The 15,483-nt window shown below is 33.2% G+C and carries 20 protein-coding genes; 17 read left to right on the forward strand and 3 right to left on the reverse strand.

Going from position 1 to position 15,483, the window contains the following annotated elements; all coding sequences use genetic code 11:
- Positions 1 to 21: 21 nt before the first annotated feature.
- The 12 genes from Q5Y73_RS07830 (at position 22) to Q5Y73_RS07885 (ending at position 9,677) form a co-directional block, all read left to right on the forward strand.
- A complete protein-coding gene (locus Q5Y73_RS07830) occupies positions 22 to 1,161 on the forward strand; it encodes an ImmA/IrrE family metallo-endopeptidase (protein WP_305991301.1) in 1,140 nt (379 codons plus the stop codon).
- Between the two features lie 377 nt (positions 1,162 to 1,538).
- Positions 1,539 to 3,113 carry a Kelch repeat-containing protein gene (locus Q5Y73_RS07835; RefSeq protein ID WP_305991302.1) on the forward strand — a complete coding sequence of 525 codons (1,575 nt, stop codon included), beginning with the start codon at positions 1,539 to 1,541 and terminating at the stop codon, positions 3,111 to 3,113.
- Positions 3,114 to 3,313: 200 nt separating this feature from the next.
- Positions 3,314 to 3,787: a hypothetical protein gene (locus Q5Y73_RS07840; RefSeq protein ID WP_305991303.1), complete on the forward strand. Its 474-nt coding sequence runs from the start codon at positions 3,314 to 3,316 to the stop codon at positions 3,785 to 3,787.
- Positions 3,788 to 3,950: 163 nt separating this feature from the next.
- Positions 3,951 to 4,418, forward strand: coding sequence for a hypothetical protein (locus Q5Y73_RS07845; RefSeq protein ID WP_305991304.1), 468 nt, complete (start codon positions 3,951 to 3,953; stop codon positions 4,416 to 4,418).
- 654 nt (positions 4,419 to 5,072) lie between these two features.
- Positions 5,073 to 5,909 (forward strand): terminase small subunit, encoded by an 837-nt coding sequence (locus tag Q5Y73_RS07850; protein ID WP_305991305.1) that lies wholly within the window; start codon positions 5,073 to 5,075, stop codon positions 5,907 to 5,909.
- Position 5,910: 1 nt separating this feature from the next.
- Entirely contained in the window at positions 5,911 to 6,594 is a 684-nt protein-coding gene (locus Q5Y73_RS07855; protein WP_305991306.1) for an HNH endonuclease family protein, read from the forward strand.
- Positions 6,595 to 6,604: 10 nt separating this feature from the next.
- Positions 6,605 to 6,787 (forward strand): hypothetical protein, encoded by a 183-nt coding sequence (locus Q5Y73_RS07860; RefSeq protein ID WP_305991307.1) that lies wholly within the window; start codon positions 6,605 to 6,607, stop codon positions 6,785 to 6,787.
- Positions 6,780 to 6,959 (forward strand): hypothetical protein, encoded by a 180-nt coding sequence (locus Q5Y73_RS07865; RefSeq protein WP_305991308.1) that lies wholly within the window; start codon positions 6,780 to 6,782, stop codon positions 6,957 to 6,959. Before Q5Y73_RS07860 ends, Q5Y73_RS07865 begins: the two co-directional genes overlap by 8 nt.
- Before the next feature lie 117 nt (positions 6,960 to 7,076).
- Positions 7,077 to 7,559: a hypothetical protein gene (locus Q5Y73_RS07870; RefSeq protein WP_305991309.1), complete on the forward strand. Its 483-nt coding sequence runs from the start codon at positions 7,077 to 7,079 to the stop codon at positions 7,557 to 7,559.
- A 547-nt stretch (positions 7,560 to 8,106) separates the two neighbouring features.
- On the forward strand, positions 8,107 to 8,592 hold the full coding sequence (locus tag Q5Y73_RS07875) for a hypothetical protein (RefSeq protein WP_305991310.1): 486 nt from the start codon (positions 8,107 to 8,109) through the stop codon (positions 8,590 to 8,592).
- 454 nt (positions 8,593 to 9,046) lie between these two features.
- Positions 9,047 to 9,382: a hypothetical protein gene (locus tag Q5Y73_RS07880; RefSeq protein ID WP_305991311.1), complete on the forward strand. Its 336-nt coding sequence runs from the start codon at positions 9,047 to 9,049 to the stop codon at positions 9,380 to 9,382.
- Between the two features lie 151 nt (positions 9,383 to 9,533).
- Complete coding sequence (locus Q5Y73_RS07885; RefSeq protein ID WP_305991312.1) at positions 9,534 to 9,677, forward strand: hypothetical protein; 144 nt, start codon at positions 9,534 to 9,536, stop codon at positions 9,675 to 9,677.
- Positions 9,678 to 9,997: 320 nt separating this feature from the next.
- On the opposite strand, the gene Q5Y73_RS07890 is transcribed toward Q5Y73_RS07885, so the two are convergent.
- Positions 9,998 to 10,318, reverse strand: coding sequence for a hypothetical protein (locus Q5Y73_RS07890; protein WP_305991313.1), 321 nt, complete (start codon positions 10,316 to 10,318; stop codon positions 9,998 to 10,000).
- Between the two features lie 491 nt (positions 10,319 to 10,809).
- On the opposite strand from Q5Y73_RS07890, the gene Q5Y73_RS07895 reads away from it, so the two are divergent.
- The gene (locus Q5Y73_RS07895; protein ID WP_305991314.1) at positions 10,810 to 11,262 is read left to right on the forward strand and encodes a hypothetical protein; all 453 of its coding nucleotides are present in this window, start codon (positions 10,810 to 10,812) and stop codon (positions 11,260 to 11,262) included.
- A gap of 301 nt (positions 11,263 to 11,563) precedes the next feature.
- Positions 11,564 to 11,818, forward strand: a complete 255-nt coding sequence (locus Q5Y73_RS07900) for a spore germination protein (RefSeq protein WP_305991315.1) — start codon at positions 11,564 to 11,566, stop codon at positions 11,816 to 11,818.
- 140 nt (positions 11,819 to 11,958) lie between these two features.
- Here Q5Y73_RS07900 and Q5Y73_RS07905 read toward each other — a convergent pair whose 3' ends face one another.
- Both Q5Y73_RS07905 and lexA read right to left on the reverse strand, forming a co-directional pair.
- Positions 11,959 to 12,111, reverse strand: coding sequence for a hypothetical protein (locus Q5Y73_RS07905; protein WP_305991316.1), 153 nt, complete (start codon positions 12,109 to 12,111; stop codon positions 11,959 to 11,961).
- A 403-nt stretch (positions 12,112 to 12,514) separates the two neighbouring features.
- Positions 12,515 to 13,132: a transcriptional repressor LexA gene (gene lexA, locus Q5Y73_RS07910; protein WP_305991317.1), complete on the reverse strand. Its 618-nt coding sequence runs from the start codon at positions 13,130 to 13,132 to the stop codon at positions 12,515 to 12,517.
- Positions 13,133 to 13,387: 255 nt separating this feature from the next.
- Here lexA and Q5Y73_RS07915 point away from each other — a divergent pair, with 255 nt between their 5' ends.
- The 3 genes from Q5Y73_RS07915 to Q5Y73_RS07925 all read left to right on the forward strand — a co-directional run bounded on the left by Q5Y73_RS07915 (position 13,388) and on the right by Q5Y73_RS07925 (position 15,358).
- Positions 13,388 to 13,765 carry a LysM peptidoglycan-binding domain-containing protein gene (locus Q5Y73_RS07915; protein WP_305991318.1) on the forward strand — a complete coding sequence of 126 codons (378 nt, stop codon included), beginning with the start codon at positions 13,388 to 13,390 and terminating at the stop codon, positions 13,763 to 13,765.
- Between the two features lie 81 nt (positions 13,766 to 13,846).
- On the forward strand, positions 13,847 to 15,055 hold the full coding sequence (locus Q5Y73_RS07920; protein WP_305991319.1) for a winged helix-turn-helix domain-containing protein: 1,209 nt from the start codon (positions 13,847 to 13,849) through the stop codon (positions 15,053 to 15,055).
- A gap of 126 nt (positions 15,056 to 15,181) precedes the next feature.
- Positions 15,182 to 15,358 (forward strand): DUF896 domain-containing protein, encoded by a 177-nt coding sequence (locus Q5Y73_RS07925; protein ID WP_305991320.1) that lies wholly within the window; start codon positions 15,182 to 15,184, stop codon positions 15,356 to 15,358.
- The last annotated feature ends 125 nt before the right edge of the window (positions 15,359 to 15,483 follow it).

Genomic DNA, 15,483 nt, shown 5'->3' on the forward strand with positions numbered 1-15,483 from the left:
GTCTAAAACGGAGTTGATAACATGAAAATACAAACTGTACCAATAAATAAAATTAACCCTGCACCATATAATCCAAGAATAGACTTAAAACCTGGTGATGTAGAGTATGAAAAGATAAAATCATCCATTGAAGAATTTGGCGTGTTACAACCATTAATATGGAATCAGATAACAGGTAATTTGGTAGGAGGACATCAAAGGTTTAAGGTATTGATGGAACAAGGGGTAAAAGAAGTTGAATGTGTCATTGTAGAAATGGATGAAATAAAGGAGAAGGCTGCTAATTTAGCTTTAAATAAAGTTCAAGGTCATTGGGATCAATTAAAACTTGAAAGTTTATTAAGTGAATTAGATGGCGTAATTGATCTTGATATTACTGGATTCAATCAAGGTGAACTAGATGAGATCTTAAAAGTAGGAGAATTTAAAACTGGTGATATTTCAGACAACATGATAAATGATATTGAGTCGTTAACAATGTATCTTAGAGAGTATTGGGATTTAGGTAATGAACCTATCTCCAATATGGTCTATGTTCTAGAGAAAAATGGATTTATTGTAACATCATTACCTACCAATACAAAGAAGGTTGATGCTTGCAGTAATTTACAAGTTGTAAAATCAGAAGAAAAGTGTATTGTTGTGTTGGGTAACGATAAAAGGACAGCAGTTCGTAGACAATTTGATTGTGCACATGAGTTAGGACATTTAATTATGCACAAATGGGCTTTGGACATGGAAACAATATCGCGTGAAGAATACAAAATTATAGAGAAACAAGCGGATCAATTCGCTTCCAGTTTCTTATTACCCAAAGAAGCATTTTTAAATGATTTAATAAAGCCGAATAAGATTGAATATTATATTGAACTCAAAAAGAAGTGGAAAGTATCTATTCAAGCTATGATTATTCGTGCCTACCACTTGGATGCAATAAGTTATAATCAATATCAATATTTAATGAGACAGATTGGTTTCCATAAATGGAGAACAAAAGAGCCTTTAGATGACGAAATTCCTATTCCTGAACCAACTGCATTAAATAAAGCTGTGAACTTAATTATTAACCATATTGACTCCAAGACAGTTTTTAAAAGAAATAAATATGAATCAAGAGAAGACAGAATTATTGTTAGGATTAGAAAAAGGAACGCTATCTGAAAAGAAAGAAGAAAATGATTTGGTCATAGAACTGAAAACTGACAAACAAAAAGTTCAAGCATGAACCAAGCAAAAAATAAATAAAGAGAAAGAGAGGCTGGGACATAAGTTGAAATCTAGCTGGTTTTTGTACAATAAGCATAATTAAAACCGCATGAAATCAAGGTTTATAAATTTGATTTCATGCGGTTTATTCATTTTTGCTGGGTTTTGTCCCAGCCTCTTTTTTTGTTTTTGTCTAGGGATAACTCAGTAAGAAAATATTATGTAGATCAACAGGAAATACACATATTATGCATTAATTTCATGGACATTACAGTTATACTATATTATTCTATCAAAAGTTATTACATAATTTACTATAAGGTGGTAGAAAGATGAAGAAGTCATTTAAATTATTATTTTCAATTGTTTTAGCTATGGTGATGTTGTTATCTGCTGTTCCTGTTTTTGCAGCAGAAGAAGGTGTTTGGACAGAGGTTGCTAGTATGAATCAAAGTAGGAATAATCATGAGACACAAGTTATTAATGGGAAGATATACGCAATAGGTGGGTATGGTTTGGATGGCTATTCATCAAGTGTAGAGGTATATGATTCTGTAAATGATGTATGGACAGAGGTTGCTAGTATGAATCAAGCTAGAAATACTTTCAACTTAGAGACTCTAAATGGAAAACTTTATGTGATAGGTGGATACGATAACAACATATCCTTATCATCTGTAGAAATGTATGATCCGGATACAGACTCATGGACAGAAGTAGCTAGTATGAATCAAGGAAGGCATTTGTTTCAAACAGAAATAGTTGGAGGTAAGATATATGCAATCGGTGGGAATGGCTTATCGTCTGTAGAAGTATATGACCCAGTGACAAATATATGGACACAAGTTGCAAGTATGAACTACAAAAGAGTAGACTTTCAGACTGAAGTAATTAAAAGTAAAATATATGCAATTGGTGGAAATGATATCAATGGTGCTCTTTCAACCGTAGAAGTGTATGATCCATTAACAGATACATGGATAGAAGTAGCTAGTTTAAATCAGGGAAGGTATAGATATCAAACAGAAGTAATTGATAGTAAAATATATGTAATAGGTGGTTATGTTGGATCTTCTGAATCTCTTACAAGTGTTGAAATATATGACCCGGTGACAGATATATGGACAGAGGGTGGGAGTATGAACCAAGGTAGAAATGACCATGAGACACAATTTATTAATAGAGAAATTTATGCGATTGGTGGAGGTAGTAATAACGGTACTCTTTCAAGTGTAGAGGTATATGACCCGGCGACAGACTCATGGACAGAAGTAGCGAGTATGAATTTTGAAAGAACGGCTTATCGAGCAGAAGTGATAGATGGGAAAATCTATGCCATAGGTGGATATGGTAATGGTACTTTATCAAGTGTAGAAGTATATAACACTAATTCAATCCCTAGTACTCCATTAAATCTAACAGCTACAGCGGGAGATTCACAAATAACTCTTTCATGGGATCTAGTAGAAAGTGCTGAAGGTTATACAATTAAAAGATCAACAACACAAGGTGGTCAATATGACATTATAGCAGAAAGCGTAACGGAGACATCTTACCTTGATTCAGACGTGGTAAATGGAACAACTTATTATTATGTAGTATCCGCAGTAAACTCAGCAGGAGAAAGCGAAAATTCAAACGAAGCTTCCGCAACACCTGAAGCCTCAGTAGTCATAAATAACAATAGAGCAATATTAGTGATTGTATTAGAAAACGGACAAGAGAAAGAATATGATTTAACTATGAGTGAAGTTGAGGACTTTATTAACTGGTATCAAAGTAAATTAACAGTAGCATATGCCATAGAAAAAACAGGTAATGTTGGACCATTCTTAAACAGAACAGATTATATCATTCATGATAATATACTAACGTTTGAAGTGAATGAGTATGAAGTAACTCAATAATATATATCGTTTAAGGGGAGTCCCGAAAGGGGCTCTTTTTGTCATACGTTTGCCACTATATAATAAGAGGATAAATATAGGGTGCTGATAAACAGCGCTCTTTTTTACATTCCAGCCCATAGATAAGAGTCCAAGCAACTACATTGGATTGTTCATAAGATAGAACGAAGGATAATCTAATGAGTTAGGAGGGTAAGGATATGGGACTTAAAGAAGAACCTTTTGTAGTTTTTGATACAGTTTCAGCATTAGATCCATATGGGGGGGAAGGATCAATTACAATACTACTAGATAATGTGATAATTACTCCAATACCTGTTACCCTGCTGTCTGTTGATGTGTGTGTCAGACAACCTGAGAGAACACAGGTATTACTTGATTCTTTCTTTCAAAACGCTATCACAATAAGTGGTGGAGACGGGGTTATCGGAGTTCTTTATCAACTCCAGCGAAATGACACACCTATTGCAGAAATAAATGATTTAATGGATTATGCTGATGTTAATGATGGAAGACATACAAACTTTCCAAGCCTTTCTTTAGTTGATAAGACACCAGATCGTGGAATAAATAAGTATCAACTGAAAGTTGTGCAGTTGATAATAAATATAACGGTACTCAATAGTATTTACATTGGCTCCAGAAGCCTAAAAGCCACAGTAATACCATTATAGAACTAAAGTTTAAAAATATAATTATATGATTAAACGGTTAACAGAAAGGACGTAGAGATACGTCTTTTTTACATTCCAGCCCATAGATAAGAGTCCAAGCAACTATTATAGATTATTCATAAGATAAGAAAAAGAATAATCTAATGAGTTGGGAGGTTAGTTTATGGGGCTAGAAAAAGGACCTTTTGTTGTTGCAAAAAGCGTTTCAGTAGAAGGGGATCCATATAATCCTGATACTCAAGGTGTAATCTTACTTCCTACTGATGGATCATTTGTAGATGTTCTTACCATAGATGTATGTGTCAAACAACCACTCAAAACAAGAGTTATTATTGATTCAATGACACAAATTGCAGTAATTACAGCTGATGGGACTTTTGAAGTGAAATATGAGCTTCTACGTAAGAGTAGTGGTAATAGCGATGTACTTGCAACAATTAATGATGAAATGGACTATCAGATCACTAACTTAAGAAGACATACAAACTTTCCAAACTTTCCTATAGTCGATAAGAACCCAAGTCATGGAATCAATACGTATGTGCTTAGATGTACAGATTTGAAATGTATGATTGAATTCCCTCCGCGTGTTGCATCTCGAAGCTTAAAAGCCACAGTAATAACATTATAGAACTACAGTTTAAAAATATAATTATATGATTAAATGGATAACAGAAAGGACCTAGAAATACGTCTTTTTTTGTTGGGAAAATATCATCCACTTATGCTAGGGGAGGGAAGCAGGATGATAAACAATTAAATAACTCATTATTGATATATACTCTGTTCCTGCCTAATTACGTCCTCCTTTGGTCGTGATCCCAGCGATTAAGAAACAGATCGGGAGCGCTAGCGGTGAGCGTTAATAATCACCGTAAAAATAGAAAGTCCCTATCAAGATTACTCTCAATAAGGACTAATACAAACAACTTGCTTTTATATTATTCCAATTACTAAATAAACTAATCATATCAAAAGAGAGAATAAATTATTAAATTTGAATAATATACAAGCTCTTCTCCATATATTTACACTGTTGAAAAAATACAATATAATTACACTATTTACCAGCTGGGGGGTGTAATAATGAAAAAACTATTGGTAGTAGTTGTAGCAGCTTTTATATTTGCTGTAGGGATGACAGGAAATGCCGATGCTTCAGGAGGGAAGAAAGATCCACCACAAGTGCAGTCATAGACAATTAATTTTAAGCACTCTTTATGGGTGCTTTTTATTATGTCTGCAAAAACTCAAACCAATATTTGGAGGTGAGGTGATGACTTAAATGAACTGGGAAGAGATAAGGAAAGAATATGAAACAACAGATATCACCTTAAAGGCATTAGCTGAAAAGTACGGTATTAAATCTGGAACATTAAAGAGTAGAAAGAGCAGAGAAAAATGGAAGAAAGATGCAACCTTAAAGAAAAAGGATGCAAAAAAGGTTGCAAAGGATGCATCCAAGAAAACCAAATCAAATGAAGTAGTAGAAAGCCTTGTTGAATCGGATGAATTAACCGATAAACAAAGGCTTTTTTGTATTTACTATATTAAATCCTTCAATGCTACTCAAGCAGCAATAAATGCAGGATATGCAGCAGATAGCGCTCATGTTGAAGGGAATAGGTTGCTAAGAAATGCTAAGGTTGCAGAAGAAATAAAATACCTAAAGGGAGCAATGGCTCAAAAGGTATTTTTAGATGCAATGGATGTCTTGAATGAGTATATCAAAATGGCTTTTGCTGACATTACAGACTTCATTACTTTCTATAGGAAAGACATTGTAACAGGTGAAGTTGAAGCTCTGTTAAATTCAGATGATCTAAGTGTAAAAGATATAGTTCCTATGCTGCAATCATCAAATGAGGTCTATTTCAAAGATATGGATCAAGTAGACGGAAGAATGATAAGTGAAGTGAAGAAAAGCAAAGACGGTATTTCAATCAAACTCCATGACAAGATGAAGGCACTAGAGAAGTTAGAAAGATACTTTGATCTATTACCAGATCAACATAAACGAATGATTGAAACTGCTAAATCAGAACTGGACCAGAAGAAATATGAACTGGATAAACGCAGAGTAGAACTAAGTGAACGAGAGCAACAAAACAAGGAGTGGTAGCATGGCGAAACATAAAGTCTTGGATAGATTCTATAACTCCGATAAGTGGAAAACATTTAGGTTAGGTTTGATTAATGAAAGAGGTAATAAGTGTTCACGATGTAAACAGACCATAGCAATATCAAAAGAAATCATAGGCCATCATAAAATAGAACTCACACCAGAGAATGTACATGACCACAACATAAGCTTAAATCCTGACTTAGTAGACTTAGTGTGCTTTGACTGCCATAACATATTGCATAACCGTTTCGGATATAAAGCAGAAAAGAAAGTATATCTTGTATATGGTCCACCATTAGCAGGAAAGCAAGCATTTGTAAAACGACATGTACAACGAGGGGATATCATCATTGATATGGATAGGTTATATTCTGCTGTTTCAATGCAGCCTGAGTATGATAAGCCTGACAACCTCTTGATGAATGTGAGAGGGATCTACAATCAGTTACTAGACAATATCAAAGTAAGACATGGCAAGTGGTATAACGCATGGATCATAGGAGGGTATGCAGATAAGTATAAGCGAGAGAAGGTTATTAATGATTTAGGAGCTGAACCTATATTCCTTGATGTAAGTAAAGAGGAATGCTTACAACGTTTAGCAGTAGATGAAGAGAGACAGTACAGGCAGGATGAATGGCAAGGATACATCGAGAAGTGGTTTGAACATTATGTGGAGTGAGGTGTGAGTAGTGAAGGAATTAAAGGCAAGCGTAAGTGTAAAGGATACCAATGCATTTAAACAACTATTAGCTATACTGTTATTTGCTTATGAGAATGCAAGCGATGATGTTAAGCGAGTGATAGAAGATAGACTTCATACAATTACTAAATATATTCATTGTGAATGGAAGGATGGGATGGAAGATGAGTGAAGAGCCTAAAGACAATGAAATCAGAAAATATAAAGTCATACTTAAAAATGATCAGGTAATTGAAGTGACAGGAGATGTGGAATTATTCAGTGAGGAGAGTCCTCGTGTGAACATGTTTAAAATAGAGCATTGTTTTAATGCCAAGGATGTTTTATATATCACGAGGGTTTAAAAGTTGTTCATATTGGCATTAGTGGAATTTTTGTTAGACATTATATACGTCCAATCAAATAATGATTATAACTCATATTATACTTTAACATTAAAATTATGAAAGGGTGTTAATAATATGGGTTTTTTTGATGATTCGATATGTGAATGTTGTGTATGTCCAATGCAATGTGTATTAGATCAATTAAAAGATGAAACAGTGAGTATAATCACAACAACAGATGAAATTGAAAATTCAGAAATAATAGAAGTGAAAAATTTTATTTTAACTATTTTTAATAATGATGAGCAAGAGAATGAATATTTGCCAGTTTGCAATGTATCTGCTGTTACATTTTCATCTTCTAAGCAAGTTAATTTAAAACCAAGTAGGAAAAGTAAAAAGGGTGAATGCAGTTGTTGTGAAGATCCAACAAATGATTTTTTAAATTCTCGAAGCAAAACTGAGTTATTACGAATTAGATATTTAAATGGTGTGAATACCGGTTCTATTGCGGATTTAGGAGAGGGTATTGTCATTTTACAAGATCCAAGTGAACCTCTTTTACATGCTATATCTATTTGTAATATAAATAATATATCACCTGGCTCACCTGACTGAAAGCCAGTCAGGCTAAAGTACTTAAGCCCCCCCCATCAAAATTCAAGACTACAAACCTAGAAGACCGAACGATTTACACACAGACCTAAAATTATGAAATTGACTGGAGGTTTTTTGAATTGATACGAAAAGTGGAATTTATAAGAGAGAACATGAGAAATTAACCGATATATTCAAAGATGTTGAGGAATCCAAGAGGAAGTTAGTTGAAGGACTGATTGACGATGCAGCTTACCTTAAGGCCGAAAATGTGATTCTAAAAGAGGTACTATATTAAGTAGTTCTATGGATCCATCTGCTTGTGTTTCTACACGTTCGTTAAACACTATTTATTAATCTATACATATCCAGCGAGGTCTTCGAGCCACAGTGATACCATTATAGACCTAAAGTTTGAAAATAAAATTTTATAGTTAAACGAGAAGGGCGCACATAAGAGCTCTTTTTTATGTATATACCCATAGATAAGAGTCCAAGCAACTCCATTAGATTATTCATAAGATAGTGTGAAATGATATTTTAATCTAAGAAGTTGGGAGGTTAATTTATGGGGTTAAATAAAGGACCTTTTGTTGTTGATCAAAGTGTTTCAGTAGATGATCCCTATGATCGGAACGATCCAGATGTAATTTCTATTCCTACTCCTGGTGATTCTGAAGAAGTCCTTACTGTTGATGTGTGTGTTAAACAACCGCATAAAACTCAAGTATTGCTTGACTCCATGGTTCAGGTTGCTGTTCGAGCAACATTGTCACCATTTCCAGTTAATGTTACCTTTGTAGTAGAATATGAGTTAGAACGTAATGGAACTACGATTGCTTCAATTACTAATGAAATGGATTACTTGGCAGTAGGCAGCACACCTGGAGTCAATGGAAGGCATAATAACTTTCCTAATTTTCCTTTAGTCGATGAAAATCCAAATCAAGGAAACAACACCTATGTATTAAGATGCACAAATTTTAGTCCTAATCCCTCTCCGTTTATTACAATAGGCTCTCGAAGTCTAAAAGCTAGTCTGTTTGAATGCTAGATACCAATTTAAAAATAAAATTTTATATTTAAACGGTTAACAGAAAGGACGTAGAAATACGTTCTTTTTAATTTGCGAGTTGGAGTGTAAAAACACCTATTTATTTAACCTATCCGCATTCGTACAATCATAAAAAAATAAGAATCATAAAATGAATCAATCCCAACTTAAATTATCTGTGAAAACCAAGGAGTTACTTGTTTTAATTCCCTTGTTTTTTTTGTACCAATGTCTAGGGGTACCAGTCCAAGCGAACTGATCAGAATGTTCATAAGATATTGTAAAATGATAATTTAATGAGTTGGGAGGTAATGATTGTGGGGTTAAAAGAAGAACCTTTTGTTGTTTATGATACGGTTTCAGCATTAGATCCATACGGGGGGAAGGATCAATTACAATACTACTAGATAATGTTATAATTACTCCAATACCTGTTACCCTGCTGTCTGTTGATGTGTGTGTCAGACAACCTGAGAGAACACAGGTATTACTTGATTCTTTCTTTCAAAACGCTATCACAATAAGTGGTGGAGACGGGGTTATCGGAGTTCTTTATCAACTCCAGCGAAATGACACACCTATTGCAGAAATAAATGATTTAATGGATTATGCTGATGTTAATGATGGAAGACATACAAACTTTCCAAGCCTTTCTTTAGTTGATAAGACACCAGATCGTGGAATAAATAAGTATCAACTGAAAGTTGTGCAGTTGATATTAAGTATACCCGTACTCAATAGTATTTACGTTGGCTCCCGAAGTCTAAAAGCCACAGTAATAACATTATAGAACTAAAGTTTAAAAATAAAATTTTATGATTAAACGAGAAGGGTGCTGATAAACAGCGCTCTTTTTTCTCCAGCCCATAGATAAGAGTCCAAGCAACTACATTAGACTGTTCATAAGATATAAGATAGTTTAATGAGTTGGTAGTAGGGCTATGGGACTTAAACAAGAGCCTTTTGTTGTGCCTCAAAGCGTTTCAGTAGTTGATCCGTATGATTTTCTAAATGACCAGAGAATAATTCCTTTAACGGGTGGTCCTCAAACAGTAATGGAAAAATTGATTATGAACCTAAAGTAGGAATAAGGTTAGTAAAGTTGACATATTTAACACAAGAGCTGTTGAACTTGTTAAGACCCTAGATGAAATTTCTCCATATGATCGAGATAGGATGCATCCTTAGGTTACATGTATACATTTTCTCAACTTAACTCTTTGGAGGGGAACTGTACTTAAAGAGGAAGATATGGAATTGGATTGGTTTAAAAACATGAATTCTGAGACTCAAAAAGATACAATGAGAGGTTTGTTTTTTGAAACAGTTAGTATTCGTAAATAATAGATTGTTCAGCTCTATGAAAGCTATGTCTGGTTTATAATACTTTATGAACTACATGTATTCACTTTTTTTCTCTAATGAAAACAGAAATAAAAACAACCCAGAAAACTAGTATTAATAAGTGACATAAAACAATATACATTGATAGTTTAGAACCTGATTTTAACATGATTACTATATATTCATATTCGTTGAGTCCTGGTCCTCTATTAAGCGCTTGAAAAATGATTGCAAGAGGAAGAGTAAACGTACTAATTAAAGTTAAAAGTGAAAAATATTTCACTTTTTTTCTAGAAAAGTTAGATGTTGCAATTAAATATGTAAAGAATAAAAATGAATAATGTGTAACCAACAACCACAAAGGAATATTTTCATAAAACAATTGACCTTAACCTCCATTTTAAGTTTATTCTAACATAACAACTAGTACTATAGGTTACACTAATTACCTTTTGTAGTGTAATTTAACTTATCTCAGTCATTTAAAAAGTGAGGTGTTTATGATGAAAATGGTTTTAATGTCTCTTTTATTGTGTCTTACAGTTTTCAATGTTTCTGAAAGTTTAGATGATAATACTTTGAGTTGTAAAACATATCCAATATGTGTGTTGGAATAATAAATTTAACAATAAAGAGACACTCACGATATGACATCGTAGGGTTTTTTACATTCCAGCCCCGTGGACACCAGTCCATACCAGCTACATTAGATTAGATTGTTCATAAGATAAATGAATAATGAATGGTTCCAAGGAGGGTATGACTGTAACTGTACTCTGTTTTGAAATTGTCTATGGATACCAGTCCAATCAAATTCATTACATGGTACATAAGATAAAATGTACGGATAATTTAATGTTGGGAGGTGAAGTTATGGGATTGGATAGAGTACCTTTTATTGTAGCTGATACTGTTTCAGTAGATGACCCATATACTTTTGACCCAAATGTAATTCAGCTTCCTTTTGATGGTACACCTGTTGATGTGCTTTCAGTCGATGTGTGTGTATCACATAAAACACAGATTAAACTTGATACCATGGCTCAAATTGCTGTATTAGGTCTTACTATGATAGATCAAACTTTTGAAGTAACATATCAAATCATTCGAAATGATGATTGTGTTTCAATGATCAGTGATGAAATGGATTATGATTCTGTAGTTGATGGAAGACATATGAATTTTCCAAATTTCCCTTTAGTGGACAAAAATCCAAGTCTAGGAATGAATACGTATCATCTTAGGTGCACAAGTGTAATTACTCCAACCGTTGGCTTTGTTTTTGTTGGTTCCCGAAGTCTGAAAGCAACAGTATTTACATTGTAGAGCTACGGTTTTTAAAAAAGTATTATGATTAAACGGTTAAAGAAAGGACGTAGAAATACGTCTTTTTGTGTTGAGACAATCATTTCTTACTAAATATCTTGTTGAAGGAATTAAATTGAATAGGCAGACATCCACTCGCTTAGTCTAATATCTACATAAGTTGTGAAAAGGAATTATTTGATTTGCAATTCTTTATTATAAATACAAGGAGTGGAATAAATGAAAAGAGTTAAAGGTGAAGATGCAAGAGATTTTGTCAAAGCTTTTAGGAGAGTTTATTTTTTAAATAGAGGTGAATTTTATGCCATCGATTTTAGGAGTAGCCAAAGTCATTAATGTTTCTAGTGGTGCGTTGTTGCGCACAGGTGATTCAATTCAGATAACACCTGTAGAATACACAAAAGCATATGCTGGTAGTGGTTGTTTTAATAGAGGAGATTTACCAAGAACAAATAATTTTATAAGTACAACCAATACAATTGATGCTGATATTAAAGATCAAACTCAAGATAATTTCGGAATTGAGGATAGTGTCTTCCCGTATTTATTTGTTTAAAGGTAAAGTTCATAAAAAGGAAATATTTTATATAAAATTGAACCAGTCGCTATGAAATTAAAGAAAACCTTGGTTCATGCCAAGGTTTTCTCGAGAGGGATAAAGTCTGTTCTTCTTCTTATTTAGTTCATAAATTCGTGTTATCTTCTAAAATTATAAATAGATAAGTCTGACTCTCTTGGACCTTTTAATGATTTTTTTTCTTCTGATTTCTCAAATTGCTCATAAAGATGATGTCTCTTTCTTTCATGATAGCTAGGCAACTTAAAATCCCCATATCCATATAAATCCATGTTCTCACTCCTACAGTATTTTTATTTTTTTATAACAACACAATAGCACAAAAATATTTTGCTTCAGTAAATGAAATGTAAAATTTTTGTGCCTTAATAATGTATGAACAGAATTTCATTTTGATTATACTTTTTTACTATTTTTTGTAAAATTCAACGAATGTCTATATTTAATCTGAATGAATGATTGGACTAAAGATTCATTCAGATTCGCGTTGATATCATAGTAAAGCATAAAAAGAGGCTGGGACATAAGTTGAAATCTAGCTGGTTTTTGTACAATAAGCATAATTAAAACCGCATGAAATCAAGGTTTATAAATTTGATTTCATGCGGTTTATTCATTTTTGCTGGGTTTTGTCCCAGCCTCTTTTTATAAAAGTGCTTATATTAAGTTGTGCTATTAACTAATGTCTCTAAATAACCCAACAACTTTTCCTAAAATTGTAACTTCATTCAGTATAATTGGGTCCATTGTTGAATTTTCTGGTTGCAATCGAATATGATTTGACTCTTTGAAAAACCTCTTTACCGTTGCTTCATTGTCTTCTGTCATTGCAACTACAATTTCACCGTTGCTTGCAGATTGCTGTTGTCTTACGATGACATAATCCCCATCATGGATACCTGCTTCAATCATACTTTCACCTACAATTTGAAGCATAAATACATTGTAATCACCAACATAATGAGTAGGAAGAGGAAAGTATTCTTCAATATTTTCTGTTGCAAGTATTGGAAGACCTGCTGTAACTTTTCCGATTAAAGGAACCTGTGCAACAGATGAAGTGATAATCGCTGCATCTTCCTCATTTAAAATTTCGATAGCTCGTGGTTTTGTGGGATCTCTTCGAATGAATCCTTTTTTTTCTAATCTTTCTAAATGACCATGCACTGTAGAACTAGATGCTAAACCCACCGCTTCACCGATTTCCCGAACGGAAGGAGGGTAGCCTTTTTTTCGCACCTCATCTTTAATAAAATCCAATATGGCTTCTTGTCTAGCAGACAACTTGTTCAATTGTATTCCCTCCCCAAGTAATGTACATAATTATGAACGATCTATGTTTTAATTTCGAACGATGTGCATTTGTCATGTATTTCTTATGTAGTATGTTTATCTTGAAAATAAAAGTCTCACATTCATGAGAATTTGCTTTATTAAAGTATAACATAGAACGTTATTTCGCACAAACGTAAGTTCGAAAAATACATTGACACAAACAATTGTTCGTGTTATCCTCTTTTTAGAACAAATGTTTGGAGGGAGAAAATTATGCATTTAATTTATAAAAGCAATGTTATAAATACCAAAGGTGCATTTCAGACTACAAGTCAAAATAAATCCAGCTTTAATAGAAAAAGGTTATTGATCATGAGCTTAATCACTATAATCGCAACTTTTTGCTTTATGTTTGGCGCTATTATTAACGTTTTTGCAGCAGAGGGAACAGGTGAAGTTCAGTTTCCACAAGAAGATAGAATCATAATACATGTTCAGTCAGGTGATACTCTATGGAGTATAGCTAAATTACATAGATCAGAAACAATAGACATAAGAGATTTTATTTATAAAATAAAAGATGAAAATGGGTTGAAGAGCAGTAATCTCTCCATTGGACAAACAATAATGATTCCAAAAATCGCGAAATAAATTTAAATATAGGTCAATTCTAAAGTAAATGAGGAATAATAGTGAATATTAGATGGTATTGAATAAGGAGTTTTTACAGAGATGGATAAAATGATTTCATTAACAAAGAATGAAGCACGCCGTTTCCTTTCCTCTTATCATGGTTTTAGAGCTTCTAATCAACAATTAGGAAAACAAGGGATTATTGATTATATTCGACGTGTTGGGTGTATTCAATTTGATCCATTAAATGTTGTAGGATTTAATCAAGAATTGGTACTTCAATCTAGAATTCATGATTTCAAACCAGAAATGTTAACTAACTTATTATATAAGGATAGGGTATTGATCGACGGATGGGATAAAAACATGTCCATATATCTTACGGAGGATTGGCCATATTTTTCTAGATTTAGAGAGCGAAAGAGGGAGCAATTAAGCACTGTACCGGAAGTAAAGGAAATTAGGCAGGATGTGCTTAAATTGATTAAAGATACAGGTCCTATAACATCAAAAGATTTATCCTATGATCAGATCATTGAATGGCCATGGGCACCTACTAGACTATCAAGAGCAGTTCTAGAAAGCTTATATTTTGTGGGAGATTTAATTATTTATAACAAAAATCGAACTCGTAAAATATACGATCTTACAGAAAGAAATATCCCTAGTTATCTTTTAAGCCGAGAGGATCCTAATCAAACGTTTGATCAATATGTGGATTGGTATGTAATGAGGCGTATTGGAGCCATTGGTCTACTGTGGGATAGATCTGGGGACGCATGGTTAGGGATTAGAGGGATGAAAAGTTCTGATCGAAAGAAATCCTTCCAACGATTAATTGAAGCTGGAAACTTAATTAAAGTATCAATAGACGGAATTTCCAATACATTTTATATGAGAAAATATGATGCGAAATTTCTAATACAATCTGATGATCAAAGTTATTCAGCAATTCTTGCTCCTTTAGATAATATGTTGTGGGATCGTAAACAAATCAAGGAACTTTTTGGTTTTGAGTACATTTGGGAGGTTTATAAACCTATTAATGAACGTCGTTACGGTTATTATGTACTTCCATTATTATGTAATGATCGTTTTGTAGCGAGATTTGAACCTGCCTTGGATACAGAAAGTAAGACACTGATTATAAAAAATTGGTGGTGGGAGCCTGATCTTGAAATCACCGAACAACTTAAATACGACTTAATAAAATGTTTTCATAGGTTTCTTGGATTTTTAGGTGCCGCACATATTTCTGTTGATTCTAGACTCTCTAAAAAGAAGTATCTGAAATGGTTAGAACTATGAAAATAAGATGAATCTGAGGAAGTAATAACGAAAAGAGAATAAATGTTTAAACTGTTTCAACACCCCTGCTTGACATTTTTTTTTTGAAATGTCAAAGTAATGAGGTAGATAGGGGGATTAAATGGTATGAACAGTGATCAAATTAACAGAATAAACGAGCTTGCTAGAAAAAAGAAAGCAGTTGGTTTGAATGCTCAAGAAACGAAGGAACAACAAAAGTTACGTCAGGAATATTTAAAATCCTTTAGAAAAAACTTTAGAGCACAATTGGATAATATCGAAATTGTAGATGATGAAAAGTAATTTGCATACTTTCAACTTCATTTTTGATAGAAAACCAATCAGAGCTTTTTTGTAATATACGAAAAAGAACAAGATCATAATGTGATCTTGTTCTTTTTATATCATTAGGTATACAATAAAAAATA

The sequence above is a fragment of the Chengkuizengella axinellae genome, from assembly GCF_030730905.1.
GTDB lineage: Bacteria > Bacillota > Bacilli > Paenibacillales > KCTC-33759 > Chengkuizengella > Chengkuizengella axinellae.